Annotated in this window: 18 protein-coding genes and 1 tRNA gene; 10 read left to right on the top strand and 9 right to left on the bottom strand. The window is 60.7% G+C overall.

Features of this window, described 5'->3' with window-relative positions; all coding sequences use genetic code 11:
• Positions 1–21 precede the first annotated feature (21 nt).
• From IU397_RS08375 to IU397_RS08345, 7 genes are all read right to left on the bottom strand, one after another.
• Complete coding sequence (locus IU397_RS08375; RefSeq protein ID WP_204412270.1) at positions 22–1,314, bottom strand: branched-chain amino acid ABC transporter permease; 1,293 nt, start codon at positions 1,312–1,314, stop codon at positions 22–24.
• Complete coding sequence (locus IU397_RS08370) at positions 1,311–2,324, bottom strand: branched-chain amino acid ABC transporter permease (protein WP_204412269.1); 1,014 nt, start codon at positions 2,322–2,324, stop codon at positions 1,311–1,313. The genes IU397_RS08375 and IU397_RS08370 overlap by 4 nt, the downstream gene beginning before the upstream one ends.
• Entirely contained in the window at positions 2,321–2,779 is a 459-nt protein-coding gene (locus tag IU397_RS08365) for a hypothetical protein (RefSeq protein WP_204412268.1), read from the bottom strand. Before IU397_RS08365 ends, IU397_RS08370 begins: the two co-directional genes overlap by 4 nt.
• Positions 2,780–2,784: 5 nt before the next feature.
• Positions 2,785–3,141 (bottom strand): hypothetical protein, encoded by a 357-nt coding sequence (locus tag IU397_RS08360; protein WP_204412267.1) that lies wholly within the window; start codon positions 3,139–3,141, stop codon positions 2,785–2,787.
• Between the two features lie 233 nt (positions 3,142–3,374).
• On the bottom strand, positions 3,375–4,058 hold the full coding sequence (locus tag IU397_RS08355; RefSeq protein ID WP_204412759.1) for an ABC transporter ATP-binding protein: 684 nt from the start codon (positions 4,056–4,058) through the stop codon (positions 3,375–3,377).
• Positions 4,059–4,253: 195 nt separating this feature from the next.
• Positions 4,254–5,039, bottom strand: coding sequence for an ABC transporter ATP-binding protein (locus tag IU397_RS08350; protein WP_204412266.1), 786 nt, complete (start codon positions 5,037–5,039; stop codon positions 4,254–4,256).
• 55 nt (positions 5,040–5,094) lie between these two features.
• Positions 5,095–6,291: an ABC transporter substrate-binding protein gene (locus IU397_RS08345; protein ID WP_204412265.1), complete on the bottom strand. Its 1,197-nt coding sequence runs from the start codon at positions 6,289–6,291 to the stop codon at positions 5,095–5,097.
• Between the two features lie 167 nt (positions 6,292–6,458).
• Between IU397_RS08345 and IU397_RS08340 the strand changes: the two genes are divergently transcribed.
• The 4 genes from IU397_RS08340 to IU397_RS08325 all read left to right on the top strand — a co-directional run bounded on the left by IU397_RS08340 (position 6,459) and on the right by IU397_RS08325 (position 9,787).
• A complete protein-coding gene (locus IU397_RS08340) occupies positions 6,459–7,568 on the top strand; it encodes a PQQ-dependent sugar dehydrogenase (protein ID WP_204412264.1) in 1,110 nt (369 codons plus the stop codon).
• Positions 7,569–7,685: 117 nt separating this feature from the next.
• On the top strand, positions 7,686–8,192 hold the full coding sequence (locus IU397_RS08335; protein WP_204412263.1) for an SRPBCC family protein: 507 nt from the start codon (positions 7,686–7,688) through the stop codon (positions 8,190–8,192).
• 24 nt (positions 8,193–8,216) lie between these two features.
• A complete protein-coding gene (locus IU397_RS08330; protein WP_204412262.1) occupies positions 8,217–8,570 on the top strand; it encodes a YciI family protein in 354 nt (117 codons plus the stop codon).
• Complete coding sequence (locus IU397_RS08325) at positions 8,567–9,787, top strand: DUF6596 domain-containing protein (RefSeq protein WP_204412261.1); 1,221 nt, start codon at positions 8,567–8,569, stop codon at positions 9,785–9,787. The genes IU397_RS08330 and IU397_RS08325 overlap by 4 nt, the downstream gene beginning before the upstream one ends.
• 237 nt (positions 9,788–10,024) lie before the next feature.
• Here IU397_RS08325 and IU397_RS08320 read toward each other — a convergent pair whose 3' ends face one another.
• Both IU397_RS08320 and IU397_RS08315 read right to left on the bottom strand, forming a co-directional pair.
• On the bottom strand, positions 10,025–10,621 hold the full coding sequence (locus IU397_RS08320) for an NTP transferase domain-containing protein (RefSeq protein ID WP_204412260.1): 597 nt from the start codon (positions 10,619–10,621) through the stop codon (positions 10,025–10,027).
• Complete coding sequence (locus IU397_RS08315; protein ID WP_204412259.1) at positions 10,622–11,419, bottom strand: enoyl-CoA hydratase; 798 nt, start codon at positions 11,417–11,419, stop codon at positions 10,622–10,624. It lies immediately after the preceding gene.
• A gap of 57 nt (positions 11,420–11,476) precedes the next feature.
• On the opposite strand from IU397_RS08315, the gene IU397_RS08310 reads away from it, so the two are divergent.
• The 6 genes from IU397_RS08310 to IU397_RS08285 all read left to right on the top strand — a co-directional run bounded on the left by IU397_RS08310 (position 11,477) and on the right by IU397_RS08285 (position 15,249).
• On the top strand, positions 11,477–11,914 hold the full coding sequence (locus tag IU397_RS08310) for a PaaI family thioesterase (protein ID WP_204412258.1): 438 nt from the start codon (positions 11,477–11,479) through the stop codon (positions 11,912–11,914).
• 148 nt (positions 11,915–12,062) lie between these two features.
• Positions 12,063–13,073, top strand: coding sequence for a choice-of-anchor A family protein (locus tag IU397_RS08305; protein ID WP_204412257.1), 1,011 nt, complete (start codon positions 12,063–12,065; stop codon positions 13,071–13,073).
• Positions 13,074–13,296: 223 nt separating this feature from the next.
• Positions 13,297–13,758, top strand: coding sequence for a 50S ribosomal protein L13 (rplM, locus tag IU397_RS08300; protein ID WP_204412256.1), 462 nt, complete (start codon positions 13,297–13,299; stop codon positions 13,756–13,758).
• A 3-nt stretch (positions 13,759–13,761) separates the two neighbouring features.
• Entirely contained in the window at positions 13,762–14,256 is a 495-nt protein-coding gene (gene rpsI / locus IU397_RS08295) for a 30S ribosomal protein S9 (protein ID WP_204412255.1), read from the top strand.
• A 114-nt stretch (positions 14,257–14,370) separates the two neighbouring features.
• The gene (locus IU397_RS08290) at positions 14,371–15,048 is read left to right on the top strand and encodes a sulfotransferase family 2 domain-containing protein (protein ID WP_204412254.1); all 678 of its coding nucleotides are present in this window, start codon (positions 14,371–14,373) and stop codon (positions 15,046–15,048) included.
• A gap of 126 nt (positions 15,049–15,174) precedes the next feature.
• Positions 15,175–15,249, top strand: a tRNA-Gln gene (locus IU397_RS08285).
• Positions 15,250–15,640 lie beyond the last annotated feature (391 nt).

Genomic DNA, 15,640 nt, shown 5'->3' with positions numbered 1-15,640 from the left:
TTATGGGTCGGAACGGCCTGGTCACTTTTCCGGGATCAATCCCCGTGGGCTGAACCTGAGCACCAGAAGCAGGACAAGGCCCATCGTCAGTAGCCGCATATGTTGGACACTGCCCAGCAGGTGATCTTTCAACGCTGATCCATCGGGCAGCGGAAAAGTCAGGACCTGCATCAGCCCGGCCCCCAGCGGCTCCACCTGGACCCATAGCCACCAGATGAGAAAGCCCCCCAGGACCGACCCCAGATTGTTGCCGGACCCGCCGACGATCACCATCACCCACACAAGGAATGTGAACCGCAGCGGTTGGTATGAGGCCGGGGTGAACTGACTGTCCAGTGTGGTCATCATGGCACCCGCCAACCCGCAGATGGCGGAGCCGAGGATAAAGATCTGAAGGTGGCGTCCCTTAACATTCTTGCCCATGGCGCCAGCGGCGACCTCATTGTCGCGGATCGCCCGCATCATTCGGCCCCATGGGGAGTTCAGCGCCATCTGCGCCAGCCCGATCAGGGTGATCAGGATGCCAGCGAAGATCCCCATATAGGCCAGCTTCACGGCAATCGCGGACAGGGCAACGGGATCGGCACCCCAGCTTTGTGCCTGGGCCACGAAGGCTGGCGTATTTTGCAATTCGATCTCGTAGGGAACGGGGCGCGGCAGGCCAACCACGTTCTTGACACCGCGGCTCAGCCAGTCTTCGTTTTTCAGGACGGCGACGATGATCTCTGCAATGCCCAATGTCGCAATAGCCAGATAATCGGACCGCAGACCCAGGGCTGTCTTTCCGACGATCCATGCCGCCCCGGCGGCAAGGGCCGCACCTACGGGCCAGGCGACCAACGCTGGCAATCCCAACCCGCCCAGATAGCCTGTGCCTGCGGGATTGACCGCCTCGATCGCGTCGCGGGCGGGATCAAAGAGGGACCGGTAGATCAGAAAACCCGCAACGATGATCCCCAACATGGCCAAGGTCCGCGCCCATCCCCGTGGCAGACGCTGGCGGGACAGGATGGCGCCCAGGACGGTCGCAGCACCGACGGCCAGGGCTGCGATCATCCGACCGCCGCCAGCCTCCCAGGCCTCGGTCGTGGGGGGCATCGTCACGATGACCGAGGCCAGCCCGCCCAGGGCCACAAATCCCATGATCCCAATATTGAACAAACCTGCATAGCCCCATTGCAGGTTCACCCCCAAAGCCAAGATGGCCGATATCAGCCCCATGTTGAAAATGGCCAGCGCCGTGTTCCAGCTTTGGACAAAACCCGTGCCCACAAAGAGGGCAAAGACCGCGACGAACAAAAGCGCGTTCTTCATATCGCCTTCCCCTTGAACAGACCCGTCGGTTTGAACAGCAGCACGATGACCAGCAGGGCAAAGGAGACGGCCAGTTTGTAATCCGTGCTCAACAACTGAACCAGCGTATTTGGCTCAAATCCTTCGGGCATCAGATATCCCAGCACTTTCTTGAATGCATAGGTCACTGCAACTTCGGAAAAGGCGATGACAAAGCCGCCTCCGATCGCACCCAGGGGGTTGCCCAACCCACCCACCACGGCCGAGGCAAAGATCGGCAGCAGCAACTGGAAATAGGTGAAGGGCTTGAACGACTTGTCCAACCCGTAAAGCACGCCCGCCACGGTCGCCAATGCGGCCACGATCACCCAAGTATACATCACGACCCGTTCGGGGTTGATGCCCGACAGCAGCGCCAGATCCTCGTTATCCGAAAAGGCGCGCATCGATTTGCCCGTGCGTGTCTTGTTGAGAAACCAGAATAACAGGGCCACGACCACGATGGCCGTAACAATCGTGATCCCTTGGGAGGTGCGAAATGCCAGCCCCTCGTTCAACCCCGACCAGGCCCTGAAATCACGGGCCGAGATGATGAAGCGTTCCCCATCGGCAAAGCGTTGGTCATTGGGCCCGATCACAAAGCGGACCAGCCCGTTCATGATGAACATCACCCCCATGGAGACGATGACCAGAATGACCGGCTTGGCCCGCTGCGCCCGGTAAAAACGATAGACGACACGGTCGGTGCCCAGCAGCATCCCCGCGGTCACCGCGATCCCGATGGGCAGGGCCAGCACGGCCGTGGGCAGCACCCCGAACGACACACCAGCGGCCTGCAACCCCCATGTCACCAGGATCGTGACCATGGTGCCAAAGGCCATGGTGTCGCCATGGGCGAAGTTCGAAAAGCGCAGGATTCCATAGATCAGCGTTACCCCCAGCGCGCCCAGGGCCAGTTGGGAGCCATAGGCGATGGCAGGGATCAGCACGAAATTCGACAGCGCGACAAAGGCGTTCAGGATATCGGTCACGATCGGTCTCCACAGGTGCCTGTGGCCGTTCGTTGCAGCAAACCGGCCCCGCTGATCAGGTCCAGCGTGCCATCGGGCGCTTCATAATACCGAACCATGCCAAACAGCGGCGGACCCAGCCGCACCGCACCGGACAGTCCCCGACCGTTCGGCGGGACGCGGATCGCGCCATCCGTCAGAATGACCGCGTTGTCGGGCAGGGGGCCATATTCCCGCTCCAGGATCGTGCGGATCCGGGGCGGCACAGCATCCCCCGGCAGCAAGCGCGCATCGGCGATCAACAGAACGCTGTCCATAATGGGCGCGATAATCGCGGGCGCTGTCGCCGGATCCGTCTCCGCCACCAGCAGCGCGGTCAGTTCCACACAGGTTCCCTGGCACACCGCGCTGATCTGGCAATGGCGGGTGGCCGCGGCGGCAGGCAGCGCCACCGTGACCAGCAAAAGGAGGAGCATCCCCCTCACAGGTCGCCCTCGCAACTGCCATGATAGGTGATGGCAAACGGCTCATCGAACCAGGTGTGGTTGGTATAGACCGCAGCACCGCCGGCAAAGACGGTGACCAGATGCACCCCCGACGGTCCCAGCGGCGTTGCATAGGCGTGCACATCGGCGCTTTCCCCTTCGACCTCGGCGGCGATCAGGGTCTCGGCCGGTGTCTCGATCCGGGCCACGCCGTCTTCGCGAATGATCTCGAACCCGTATTCGGTGGTGGCGCAGGCCTCCTGGTTCAGGCATTCGGTCTTGAACACGCAGAACAAGCTTTCGGCAGCAGCAGGAAACGGGGCCAGAAGCACGATCAGGCTCAGCACTCTCATGGCGTCAACTCGCAACGGCCGATATCGGTCATGTTGTGTAAATCCTGTCGAGGTATGTGGAAGGGGGTCACAAACGGCACAACCGTCAGAGTGTGACTGCAGGCGGGCCGAGTTGAGGTCCAACCCGGTTACAGCGCCCGCCCGTCGCCAAACTTGCGCAGGTATCCGGGTGGCCGCCCGTGGTGCGATTGACGGGCAGGTCAAAGCTGCCGATGCCAGATCTGTCGCCCGCATCATCCGCCTAAAAAACTCCGCCTGACCTCGTCATCGGCCAGCAATTCCGCGCCGGTTCCGGTAAAGGCATTGCGCCCTTGCACCAGGACATATCCCCGGTCGGCAATCTCCAGGGCCTGGCGGGCATTCTGCTCGACCATCAGGATGCTGATCCCGGTCCGGGCCACTTCGATGATCCGGTCGAACAATTCATCCATCACGATGGGGCTGACCCCGGCCGTCGGCTCATCCAGCATCAGCACAGAGGGTTGGGTCATCAGCGCCCGCCCCACGGCCACCTGCTGGCGCTGCCCGCCGGACAACTCACCCGCCGCCTGCCGCCGCTTGTCGCGCAGGATCGGGAACAGATCATAGACCTGCCCCATGGTTTGGCCGATATCGTCGCGGCGCAGGAATGCCCCCATTTCAAGGTTCTCTTCCACGGTCATCGAGGTAAAGATGTTCGATGTCTGGGGCACAAAGGCCATGCCTTTTGCCACGCGGGCCTGGGGCGTCAATGTGGTGATATCCTCCCCGTCCAGCCGCACCGCCCCGTCGCGGACAACGAGCATGCCAAACACGGCTTTCATCGCCGTGGACTTACCCGCTCCATTGGGCCCCACGATGACGGCAATCTGCCCCCGCTCGACCGCCACGGTGCACCCATGCAGGATATCGGCGCCACTCCCATAGCCGCCGGTCATGGCATCCCCAATCAGCACCGGGTCGCCACTCACAGCTCACCCTCCCATTTTCTTTTTGTCAGAAATACTCCCGCCGGAGGCTCCCGAAACAGCCACAGGCGCGTCGGGGGCGTCAGGGTGCACAACCGACCACAAAGCACATCCGGTACATCTGCCTTATGCATGGTTTGTGCATGGGATATGCGTTGCTCGAAATCAGCCATAGGCGGCCGTCACCTTGTTCTTCAGGCCGGTGCCCAGATACGCCTCGATCACCTGCTCATTGGCCTTGATCTCGGCAATTGTGCCCGTTGCCAGGACATGTCCTTCCGCCATGACGATGACCGGATCACAGAGCCGCCCGATGAAATCCATGTCATGCTCGATCATGCAAAAGGTGTAGCCACGTTCTTTGTTCAGCCGCAGGATCGCGTCGCCGATCGTGTTCAAAAGCGTGCGGTTCACGCCCGCACCAACCTCATCCAGAAAGACGATGCGGGCATCGACCATCATGGTGCGGCCCAACTCAAGCAGCTTTTTCTGTCCGCCAGACAGATTGCCAGCCTTTTCATCCTTAAGGTGACTTATCGTCAGAAAATCAAGGACTTCATCGGCCTTCTTCAACAAGGTGGCCTCTTCCTGGGCGATCTGTCCGCGCCGGAACCAGGCATTCAGCAGGCCTTCACCGGCCTGGCCCGCAGGCACCATCATCAGGTTTTCCCGCACCGTCATCGAGCTAAACTCGTGGGCAATCTGGAAGGTTCGCAACAGCCCCCGGTGGAATAGTTTATGGGGCGGCAAGCCGGTGATATCCTCACCGGCCATCGTGACCCGGCCGGATGTCGGTTCAAGAACGCCCGCGATCACATTGAAAAGGGTGGTTTTTCCTGCACCGTTGGGGCCGATCAGGCCGGTGATCGACCCTTCGGCAATCTCAAGCGATGCCCCGTCAACGGCATGGAAGCCGCCGAAGTGCTTGTGCAGGTCATGGACCGCGATCATGAGCTGATATCCTGTCGGGGTCCGCAGGCCTGAGCGGCCCGCGGACCAACCTTGTTTAGCGGTAGCCCGTCGTCTCGAACGCGCCGCCCTTGACATCCACCTCACGGTAGGAGCCGGCATTCTCGCCCGGGCCGATCAGTTCCACATCGGTGGCACCGACATAATCGATCTCGCCACCTTCCTTGAGGATTTCCAGGGCTTTCGCCAATTCGCCGGGATTGATCTTTTCGCCAGGCGCATTGGCCACTTCAAGGATCTTGGGGCCGTAATCGCCCGGTTCCTTTGATCCGGCCGCCTGCATGGCCAGCATGAAAAGTGCGGCCGCGTCATAGCTTTCGGGCGCATAGGCGGAGGTGCCGTCAAAGCCGGCCTCTTCGGCCATCTTGGCCAGGATCTGCGCGCCTTCGCTGTCGGATCCGGCAATTTGCCCAAAGGAGCCATCCAGATCGGTGCCCAACGCGGCGGTGATGCTGTCGCCCACCATGCCGCCTGGCAGTACGAACTGTTCGAACGCCCCGCTATCCAGCGCCGCGCGGATCACACCCAGGCCGCCTTGATCCAGATATCCGGCCACGACCAGGATATCCCCTCCCGCAGAGGCCAGCGCGCCCACTTCGGCGGAGTAGTCAGCCTTGCCGTCTTCGTGGGCAGCAGAGAGCGTGACCTCGCCCCCCGCAGCCTCAAAGGACGACTGGAACGCATCCGCCAGACCCTTGCCGTAATCGTTGTTGGTGTAGGTCAGTGCCACGGATTTGAACCCGCGATCCATCAGGATCTCTGTCATGACCTCGCCTTCGCGGGCATCGGATGGGGCCGTGCGAAAGAACAGGTCGTTATCCTCGACCGTGGACAGGGCAGGCGACGTGGCGGAGGGGGAGATCATGACCATGCCGTTTGGCAAAGCCACATTGGCCAGGATCGCCCCGGTCACACCGGAGCAGTCCCCACCGACGATCCCGTTCACCCCTTCGGCTGTCACCTGGCGCTCGGCCACGGCCAAGGCCGCGGCATTGTCCACACAGGTGCTGTCACCTTCGACCGGGGTCACCGTTGCGCCATCCAGCAGCGCGCCGCTTTCAGTCACTTCTGTCATGGCCAGTTTGGCAGCACCGGCCATCGAGGGCACGAGCGATTCAATTGGTCCGGTATAGCCCAGGATGATGCCCAGCTTGACCTCGTTGGCGTGACCATCCGCGTAAGCCGCACCCGACATCAGTGCCGTCGCTGAAGCGGCAAGCAAAAACTTTTTCATTTCCGTCTCCCTATCGGATCTTTTCGTCCCGGCGCGAAGGTTAGAAGGCTCCTTGCGAAATGAAAAGCGTTGGTTGGCGGGAATTGGGGCTCACGACGGCTTGAGCGGGGTCGAAGCCAGCGCCAGCGCCACTATTTATAAATCAACAAGTAACACAGGGATCCTTCATGCGACTGACCTTTGCCCTTGCCGCTGGCCTGCTAGCCGCCTTGCCGTTGACCGCCGAGACCCGGCAGATCCAGTCGGGCCCGGTTTCGATCACTCCCGTGATTACGGATTTGAACGAACCCTGGGCCATGGGATTTTTGCCCGATGGCTGTGTTCTTGTCACGGAACGCAACGGGCGACTTTGGCATATTGCAGGTGATGGAACCCGCCAGGAGGTCGCTGGCGTGCCGGATGTCGTCGCCCAGGGGCAGGGCGGGTTGCTGGATGTGATGGTGCCGCGCGATTTTGCCGAAACCCGTCAGATCTACCTGAGCTACGCCAAACAGCAGGGGCGCGGCGCGGGCACGGCCCTGGATGTAGGCACGCTCAGCGCGGATGGCGGTCAGCTGGACGGCGTCCAGACGGTGTATGAGATGGATCCGGGGTCCGACGGTGGGCGGCATTTCGGATCACGGATCGTCGAGGGGACGGATGGATTTGTCTATCTGACGATTGGGGATCGGGGGGATCGGCCCGCGGCACAGGATCTAGGGCGCGAGAACGGCTCTGTCATCCGGGTCAGCCGTGATGGGGCGGTTCCATCGGACAATCCGTTCGCCGGCACCGATGGCGCCCAGCCGGAGATCTGGTCCTATGGCCATCGCAATCCGCAAGGGGCTGCCTTGGATGCCAGTGGGCAGCTTTGGGTCAACGAACATGGCGCACAGGGTGGCGATGAGGTCAATCTGGTGCAAAAGGGCACGAATTACGGCTGGCCCGTGATTTCCTATGGTCGCCACTATTCCGGCCAGAAAATCGGGGAAGGGACCGAAAAGGCGGGGATGCAGCAACCCAGCCATTACTGGGATCCGTCCATCGCACCCTCTGGCATGATGTTCTATTCCGGCACGCTTTGGCCCGAATGGGAGGGTGACCTGTTTGTCGGCTCATTGAAATTTGGCCTGATCTCCCGGCTGGAAGGCGATGCCGCCAAGACGGAGGTCGAACGCATCGAGACGCCCGAAACGGATCGGATCCGGGATATCCGGGAAGCGCCCGACGGTTCAATCTGGTTCATGTCGGTGGGCAATGGCACCATTTACCGGATGATTCCCGCAGAAAAATCTTAGCAACGTCAAGGGCAAAGAAAAAAGTTTCGATTTTTTTTGGTGAAGTGTCGATTGACCGGTCGCTCGCCCGTCATGTCAGTGAAAGCGCTGTTGCTTTCCCCATGACAGGAGAGACAGATGACACTGACACAAACCCTGATGGTCGGCGGCGGCATATTGACCGCCGCTGTCCTGGCGACCTACCTGATCCCTGCGCACGTCCATGTGGAGCGGACGGCATTCGTGCCCAAACCGCCTGAGGCCGTGATGGCGCTGGTCGCGTCAAACGCAGGGTATCAGACATTCAACCCTTACAAGAACAGCGATCCCAACCTGAAGATCGACCTGTTTGGTCCCGATGCCGGTATCGGCTCGGGCTTCCGCTTTGCGGGCAAGGAAGGCAAGGGGGCCCAGACGGTTACGGCGCTTACTGAAACCTCTGTCACCTACTCGATTGATCTGGGCGCGAGGGGGAAACCCACCCAATCCATCCAGGTCACCCCGGTCGACGGTGGCAGCAAAGTCACCTGGGATATGGATATCCATATGGGAATGAACCCGGTTGCCCGCGTCTTGGGCCTGTTCATGGATGGCATGATGGGCAAGACTTTCGATCAAGGCCTGAAAAATCTGGCTAATGCCTAAACGAGCATGAAGAGGGACATGACCATGCGTTACACACTTTTACTTTATACCGACCCCGCCGATATCGCCGATATGACCCCCGAGGATTGGGAGCGCGAGAAAGAGATTTACGGCGCTTATATCGCTGCCTTGCAGGAGGCTGGTGTGTTTATCGATACCGATTGGCTGCACCCCGCCGACACTGCGACGACGGTCACGCTGAAGCATGGCGGGACGCGTATTCAAGACGGCCCCTTTGCCGAGACGAAGGAGACCTTGGGCGGATTTTTCACGATTGATGTGGCGGATCTGGATGCGGCGCTGGATTGGGCGGCGAAATGCCCGGCAGCCCGGACCGGCAAGGTTGAGGTCCGCGCCTCTGCCATGGGCAGCGCGTGAATACAGGTGTCGAGGCGCGCATTACCGAGGTTATGTGCGCCTCCTATGGACGGCTTTTGGCGATCCTGTCGGCGCGCGCGAGCGATATTGCCGGGGCGGAGGATGCCTTGGCCGACGCATTGGCCCGCGCGCTGGATCACTGGCCGCGCACCGGCATTCCCGACCAGCCAGAGGCCTGGCTGCTGACCACGGCGCGCCGCCGATTGATCGATATGAGGCGCAAAGCCGCCCGTGTCGACCCTTGTGATGCCCTGCCCGAGGAGCCTGCCACGGCCGCTGATCCCCATGAAGCCATCCCCGATGAGCGCCTGAAGCTGATGTTCGTCTGTGCGCATCCGGCCATTGACCCCGCGCTCCATACCCCGCTGATGCTGCAAACCGTGTTGGGGTTGGAGGCGGACCGGATCGGCGCGGCCTTCCTGATCTCTCCCAATGCCATGGCGCAGCGTCTGGTCCGGGTCAAACGCAAGATCAAGGCGGCGCGCATTCCGTTCCGCCTTCCCGATGAGGCGACCGAACCCAACCGACTGACCGCTGTTCTGGAGGCGATCTATGGCGCGTTCTCGTTGGATTGGCTGTCTGTGGGCGGTCCGGATGATCTGCGCCAGGAGGCCGCCTATCTTGCCACCCTGGCCGCCCATCTGAGCGCGCCTGATCCCGAAGCGCTTGGGCTGCAGGCGTTGATCTGTTTTGTCATCGCGCGGGAGCCGGCCCGGTTGCGCGACGGGATGCTGGTGCCGGTGCCGGAACAGGATACGGCGCTGTGGGATACCTCATTGATTGATCAGGCCGCCCATTTGCTGACCCGGGCCGCGCAGGCCAAGCGGATGGGCCGGTTCCAGCTGGAGGCGGCGATCCAGTCGGTTCACGCGGCACGCGCGGTCTCCGGTCAGACGGATTGGCGCGCGCTGTCCCAGCTTTATGCCGGGTTGCGCCAGCTTTATCCAACCGTCGGTGCAGCTGTCAGCCATGCGGCCGCCGTGGGGGAAGATGCGGGCCCAGTTCAGGGCTTGGCACTGCTGGACCAGATCGCGCCCGAGGCAGTTGCAGGTTTCCAACCGGCCTGGGCCGTGCGGGCGCATCTGTTGGCCAGGTCCGGTGACGTGAGTCAGGCTGCCACCGCCTATGATCGCGCGATTGTGCTGGCCACGGATGTGCCGTCGCGCCGTTGGTTGGAGGAGCGCCGCATGGCCATCCTGGCAGCGCGCGTGATATGAGCACCTTCGCAGATCGTGCAAATCGGGGGTGTTGTGACCAAGGGGGAGGCCATGGTCACAACCCTTGCGCTGCTTGACCATGGATCCGCCGGGGCGGGGTCAAGCTCCAGGCCGGTATTCCCGCATCAAGGGTCGTGCCCCGGATCGGTCTGGCCGCTTGAGGTGGACGGTAGAGAGGTAAAAAGGTGAAACTTCGATCTGACTTTGTCGAAGTTGTGGCCAACCCGCTTTGGGGTCCTAGCGACCGGCGCGATCCCGCCAATTTTGCCAGTCTTCGGGCGTATCAAGGTCGGTGATGGCGTGGTTGTGCGGAAGCAGGACGTGGTGCACCTGGGCCCGTTCCGCCTCGATAACAGATCTTGCCCCGCGATCCCCGTGCAGATCCGCAAACCGGGGAAAGAGTGCCGCGTCGAACAGGATCGGGTGGCCCGGCACGCCATGTGCTGTCGTTGCGCGCCAGATGAGTGGTCCGGGGTGATCCCGGGTGGCTCCTATGATGGTGCGCAGATCGGTTTCGGTGACGTCCGGCATGTCGGCGAGATGCACCAGCACGCCTGTGGCTTCGCGCGGCAATGCGTCGATCCCGGCCCTGAGGCTGGCTGACATGTCCATCGGACCGTCTGGCAACGGGACGGGTGTCACCGCCAGATCCGCCAGCAGGTCGTGGCGGGGGTGGGGCGGTTGGGGCAGGGTGATCAATACCGGGTCCGATACGTTCAGCGCGGTGATCGCCTGATGGCGGAGCAAGGGTACCCCATCCACGGTTTCCAGCAGCTTGTCCGTGCCGCGCATTCGGCTGGATTGCCCTGCGGCCAGGATCAGGATTGGGATCATTCAGTTGTGACCGGCCCAATCGGGCGGGCGCTTTTCAAGGAAGGCGGTGATGCCTTCATCCGTGTCGCGCCACAACATGTTGTCGACCATCACGGCGCCGGTATGGGCATAGGCTTCGTCCAACGGCATCTGAAGCTGTTCATAAAACGCCCGCTTGCCGACCTTGACCGCGGCAGTCAGTTTGTCGGCCACCACCTGTGCCAGATCGAGGGCTGCGGCCTCTTCGGCACCGGGATCGGTGGCCCGGTTGATCAGGCCCAACGCCTCGGCCCGGTCGGCAGAGATGAACTGGCCGGTCGTCAGCATCTCGAACGCCTGCTTGCGCGGGATATTGCGGCTGAGCGCGACCATGGGTGTGGAACAAAACAGGCCGATATTCACGCCATTCACCCCAAACCGGGTTTCCCGCGTGGCGACGGCCATATCGCAACTGGCCACCAACTGGCATCCCGCAGCGGTGGCGATGCCATGGATCTGGGCGATTACGGGCTGCGGGATCTGTTGCAAGCCGGTCATGACCGCGGTGCAGCGGCTGAACAGATCGGCGAAATACGCCTGCCCGCCGTCCTTTGATTGCCGCCCCGCCTGCATTTCGCGCAGGTCATGGCCCGCGCAAAACACCTTGCCCGCACCGCGGATGATGACGGCGCGGATGGTCGGCGCGTCATGGAGCGCATCGATTTCGGTTTGCAGGGCTGCCAGCAGCTCATCGGACAGGGCATTCAGGGCCGCGGGTCGATTCAGGGTCAACCGTCGGATCGGCCCCGTATCTTCACGCAACAGTACCGGCTCGCTCATCTTGTTATTTCCCTTCTTTGGCGGCAGCGTAAGCCAGATGGCGCGGAAGGGGAAGCGATGGCCGAGGCACTGAAGATGACGATTGCCGAGCTTGAGACGTTCCTGGAGCGGGATTTCCCGCAGGTCGGTGATGACTTTGCCATCGATCACCTGGATCCAGACAGCCTGCGCGTACGATTGCGGGTCGGGGATCGGCATCTGCGCCCTGGCGGAACGGTCTCTGGCCCGTCGATGTTTGCCTTGGCCGATGTCGCCATTTACCTGGCGATCCTGTCCCGGCTGGGCCCTGTCGCCTTGGCGGTGACGACGAATTGCAGCATCGATTTCATGCGCAAACCGGCACGGGACGCGGATCTTGTCTGTGAGGCCCGGCTGCTGAAACTGGGCCGTCAATTGGCCGTTGGCGATGCGATGTTATTTTCGGACGGTCAGCCACAGGTGGTGGCGCGGGCTGGATTAACCTATGCCATCCCCCCGGCCCCCAAACAATCCTGAAAACAAGGGGAATTAGGGCAGTTACCTCACCATGCGCCCCTGCGTTCTGACGCGTTCCCGCCTTTGAAATGCCCCGATGGCACGGTTAATTACCGGATAACCGCGCGTGGCAAGGACACGCGTCTCAACGCTTTCGAGGTATCACGCCATGCTCCGTTGTTTGACTGCATTGCCGCTGATCATTTGCGCTGGCCTGGGCCAGGCCGCGTCGGTTGATGTCGAACAGATACTGACCATCTATAACGCGGTGTCGTCCGGCGATTTCAACAGCCAGCAGGAGGTCGAGGGTCGCCTTTACGTGGGCGGTGACCTCACCGGCAGCCAGATCCAGACCGGGTTTGTGGCCGACCTTCCGAATGGCCCCAATCAGAATGTCGTGGTCTTGGGCAACGCGACCATCGGCAAGATTTCGGGTCGTGGTGAGATTGTCATCGGTGGCGATGCCAACACCCAGATCGAGCAAAGCGGCGGTAACCTGGAAACGTTTGTCGGCGGAAGCTATTCCGGCCTGAACAACTTTAACACCGTGACCAGCGGCCAATCCGGTGATCTGGCATTTGAGGCCAAGTTTCCCCAAATCGATTTCGCCGGTATCGTCAGCTATTCTGCCTATCTGTCCGGTCTGACGGGCGAGGATCTTGTGTTTGCCGACCCGAACCAGAAACGCTTTGACGCGCTGAACAACGCCATCCAGTCCGAGGGTGACAATTGGGATGCCTCCCGCGTCACGATCCTGAATGTCTCATTGGATCAGCTGTCGAGCGGCACGTTTCTGGCGGACGTGGATCAGGACGAGACGGTCATCGTCAATGTGTCCGGGACAGCGGGGACCTATGGGATGAATGCTAGCGGTGGCAAAAGTGCCGCGACCCAGATCCTGTGGAACTTCTACGAAGCGGAGACGCTACAGGTGAATTCGGCCATCATCGGGTCTGTTTTGGCACCCAACGCGTTTATCTCGGGCTTTGGTGGCAGCACCGAAGGATCGGTTCTGGCGCGTGAGATCAGCCTGACAAATGGTGAACTGCATCTTCAGCCGTTCCGCGGTGATCTGCCGGATCAACCGGGGCAGGTCACAGCCGTGCCGCTGCCGGCTAGCTTGCCCTTGCTGCTGGCGGCATTTGGCGGCCTGGCTGTGCTGCGCCGTCGGTACAGCTGACCAAATTCTTATATTTCAAAACGCAAAGGCAGCCCTTGGGTCACATTTGTGCCGTGGGGTAAATATCAAATAAACATGGGGTATATTTATACCGTATTTGTAAAGCATTGTTTTGGCTTATTTAATCGAGCGCATCATGTGTTGACTTGGGCGGTGGTATCCTTAAAACACGCCATCTGATACCGGTCGTTTGGCCAACCGCATGAATTCCAGGGCAAGAAACATGAAAACGTTCACCGCAACACCGGCGGATATTGAGAAGAAGTGGATCCTGATCGACGCCGAAGGCATCGTTCTGGGTCGTCTGGCCTCGATCGTCGCCAACCGTCTGCGTGGCAAGCATAAGGCCACGTTTACGCCGCATATGGATATGGGCGACAACGTCATCGTCATCAACGCCGACAAGGTGCAGTTGACCGGCAACAAACGCATGAAGCCGAACTATTGGCACACGGGCTATCCGGGCGGCATTAAGAGCCGTACCACGGGGCAGATCCTTGAGGGCAAGCACCCCGAGCGTGTCGTAACCCAGGCCGTCAAGCGGATGCTGCCCGGCAACAAGCTGTCCCGCCACCAGATGACCAACCTGCGTGTTTATGCAGGTGGTGAGCATCCGCATGAGGCGCAGGACCCCCAAACATTGGACGTTCGGTCCATGAACAAGAAAAACACCCGGAGCGCATAAGACATGGCTGAAGAGATCAAATCGCTCGAAGAGCTCAACGCGGCCGTCGAAGGTACGGAAGCCGCCGTTGTGGTCGAGACCATGACCCCGCGGGATCCCGTCCGGGACGAGCTGGGCCGCTCCTACGCCACCGGCAAGCGCAAGGATGCGGTGGCCCGCGTCTGGATCCGCCCGGGCTCAGGCAAGGTCACGGTGAATGGCAAAGAGATCAAGACCTATTTCGCCCGGCCTGTGCTGCAGATGATCCTGCGCCAGCCGTTCGAAGTTGCCGGTCGAGAGGACGAATTTGACGTCACTGCGACCGTCAAAGGCGGTGGTCTGTCGGGTCAAGCTGGCGCGGTCAAGCACGGCATCTCCAAAGCACTCCAGCTTTACGATCCGTCCTTGCGCGGCGCGCTCAAGGCCGCAGGTTTTCTGACCCGCGACAGCCGGGTCGTCGAGCGGAAGAAATACGGTAAGGCCAAGGCGCGGAAGAGCTTCCAGTTCTCCAAGCGCTAAACCCACCATCAACGTCATCGGAACGGGCCATTTCTTCGGGAGTGGCCCGTTTTTATTTCGGTGCTTGCCAGCTTTTTGGTTGTTTGTCGTGGGGCAGGGCGCGATAGAGGACCCATGTTTCGCACGCGGTTCCACTATTTGCACATCGGAAAGACGGCGGGCACGGCAACCAAGTCTGTCATGAAGGCCATGAATAGCCGGTTGGACGGGAAGGCCAAATTCGTACTGCACAAGCACAAGGTTTCCTTGTCCGACCTGCCGAAAGACGCGCAATATCTCTTTGCCATTCGGGAACCGCTTGATCGGTTTTACAGTGGGTTCTACAGCCGCAAACGCAAGGGCCAACCGCGGCATTACCAGGATTGGAGCTCTAAGGAAGCGTGGTGTTTCGACCGCTTCCCGGAGGCGAACGACCTGGCAGAGGCCCTGTCCGCCGATGATCCACTCCCTGCTATCATCGCCATGCGCAGCATCGGCCATATCCGCCGCCGTCTTGTGGATGTGCTCGATGACATGCATGGCGCGTTGATCTACCGCAAACCCGCTTTCATCCTGCGCCAGGCCAGCGTCGAGGCCGATTTTCGCGCATTTGCCAAAAAATTCGACTTGGGACCGGTGCCTGACTTCCCCCAAGATGACATCTCGGCTCACCGCAACCAATATGGTGCGGCGCCGCCGCTGTCCGAACAGGGTGTAAAAAACCTGCGACACTATCTATCGGACGATCTGGAATATTACGCCGCATTGATGTCCGTCGCCGAAACCGTCAACCGCGTCGATCGCACGGCCTGACCGGTCTTGCAGCAGCCATCTAAGACGACCACAAGACGGCTCGGCGCGTCGTTCAATATTTTGGGAAAAACCGCGGCACAAACGCTTGCACGTCCCGATGCGTATAAGTAGAAGACCCATCACCGTTGGGGTGTAGCCAAGTGGTAAGGCATCGGTTTTTGGTACCGTGTATCGTAGGTTCGAATCCTACCACCCCAGCCAACGCTACTGTTTGTGACATCCGGCGAGAGTTGGCAATTATCCAGCGAGACTTGGCACTTTTGCCGGGCAAGAATGGAACTTTCATCATCTTGGGTGAGTTTGGGAGCCTTCTGTTTACAGAAGTGGCCCCTTTGTTCGTTTTGAGAAGCTGCCCCAGAACAGTGCAGCCAGTCGGTCTTGGATTCGGCACCGGGGACGGGACAGGCCATTTCCGTGGGCACTGGTTCGATTACGATATTCGCCTCCACTAAATCCCAGCAACTAATTTTGACCTGCTCCCCTTAGAGTCCGCTAATTTAGGTTAGCTCTGTTCAGGTTTTGGTCTTCCTTTGACCGGTTAGCATATTCGGCTGGCGTCATACCAGCGAGGCTTGTGTGCGGACGGTGGTTG

This window comes from Actibacterium sp. 188UL27-1 (assembly GCF_016901225.1).
Taxonomy (GTDB): Bacteria; Pseudomonadota; Alphaproteobacteria; order Rhodobacterales; family Rhodobacteraceae; genus 188UL27-1.
Note: the sequence above shows the minus strand (reverse complement) of the source record. Positions and strands in the feature narration are given on the sequence as shown.

What these genes read in the sequence shown, in the direction of transcription:
- IU397_RS08330 (WP_204412262.1), top strand. Translation starts at nt 8,217, where the DNA reads ATGCGTTACACACTTTTACTTTATACCGACCCCGCCGATATCGCCGAT.
- IU397_RS08310 (WP_204412258.1), top strand. Translation starts at nt 11,477, where the DNA reads ATGGCCGAGGCACTGAAGATGACGATTGCCGAGCTTGAGACGTTCCTG.
- IU397_RS08335 (WP_204412263.1), top strand. Translation starts at nt 7,686, where the DNA reads ATGACACTGACACAAACCCTGATGGTCGGCGGCGGCATATTGACCGCC.
- IU397_RS08355 (WP_204412759.1), bottom strand. Translation starts at nt 4,058, where the DNA reads ATGACCGGCGGCTATGGGAGTGGCGCCGATATCCTGCATGGGTGCACC.
- IU397_RS08305 (WP_204412257.1), top strand. Translation starts at nt 12,063, where the DNA reads ATGCTCCGTTGTTTGACTGCATTGCCGCTGATCATTTGCGCTGGCCTG.
- IU397_RS08315 (WP_204412259.1), bottom strand. Translation starts at nt 11,419, where the DNA reads ATGAGCGAGCCGGTACTGTTGCGTGAAGATACGGGGCCGATCCGACGG.
- IU397_RS08290 (WP_204412254.1), top strand. Translation starts at nt 14,371, where the DNA reads ATGTTTCGCACGCGGTTCCACTATTTGCACATCGGAAAGACGGCGGGC.
- IU397_RS08340 (WP_204412264.1), top strand. Translation starts at nt 6,459, where the DNA reads ATGCGACTGACCTTTGCCCTTGCCGCTGGCCTGCTAGCCGCCTTGCCG.
- IU397_RS08345 (WP_204412265.1), bottom strand. Translation starts at nt 6,291, where the DNA reads ATGAAAAAGTTTTTGCTTGCCGCTTCAGCGACGGCACTGATGTCGGGT.
- IU397_RS08365 (WP_204412268.1), bottom strand. Translation starts at nt 2,779, where the DNA reads ATGCTCCTCCTTTTGCTGGTCACGGTGGCGCTGCCTGCCGCCGCGGCC.
- IU397_RS08360 (WP_204412267.1), bottom strand. Translation starts at nt 3,141, where the DNA reads ATGAGAGTGCTGAGCCTGATCGTGCTTCTGGCCCCGTTTCCTGCTGCT.
- IU397_RS08320 (WP_204412260.1), bottom strand. Translation starts at nt 10,621, where the DNA reads ATGATCCCAATCCTGATCCTGGCCGCAGGGCAATCCAGCCGAATGCGC.
- rpsI (WP_204412255.1), top strand. Translation starts at nt 13,762, where the DNA reads ATGGCTGAAGAGATCAAATCGCTCGAAGAGCTCAACGCGGCCGTCGAA.
- IU397_RS08350 (WP_204412266.1), bottom strand. Translation starts at nt 5,039, where the DNA reads ATGATCGCGGTCCATGACCTGCACAAGCACTTCGGCGGCTTCCATGCC.
- rplM (WP_204412256.1), top strand. Translation starts at nt 13,297, where the DNA reads ATGAAAACGTTCACCGCAACACCGGCGGATATTGAGAAGAAGTGGATC.
- IU397_RS08375 (WP_204412270.1), bottom strand. Translation starts at nt 1,314, where the DNA reads ATGAAGAACGCGCTTTTGTTCGTCGCGGTCTTTGCCCTCTTTGTGGGC.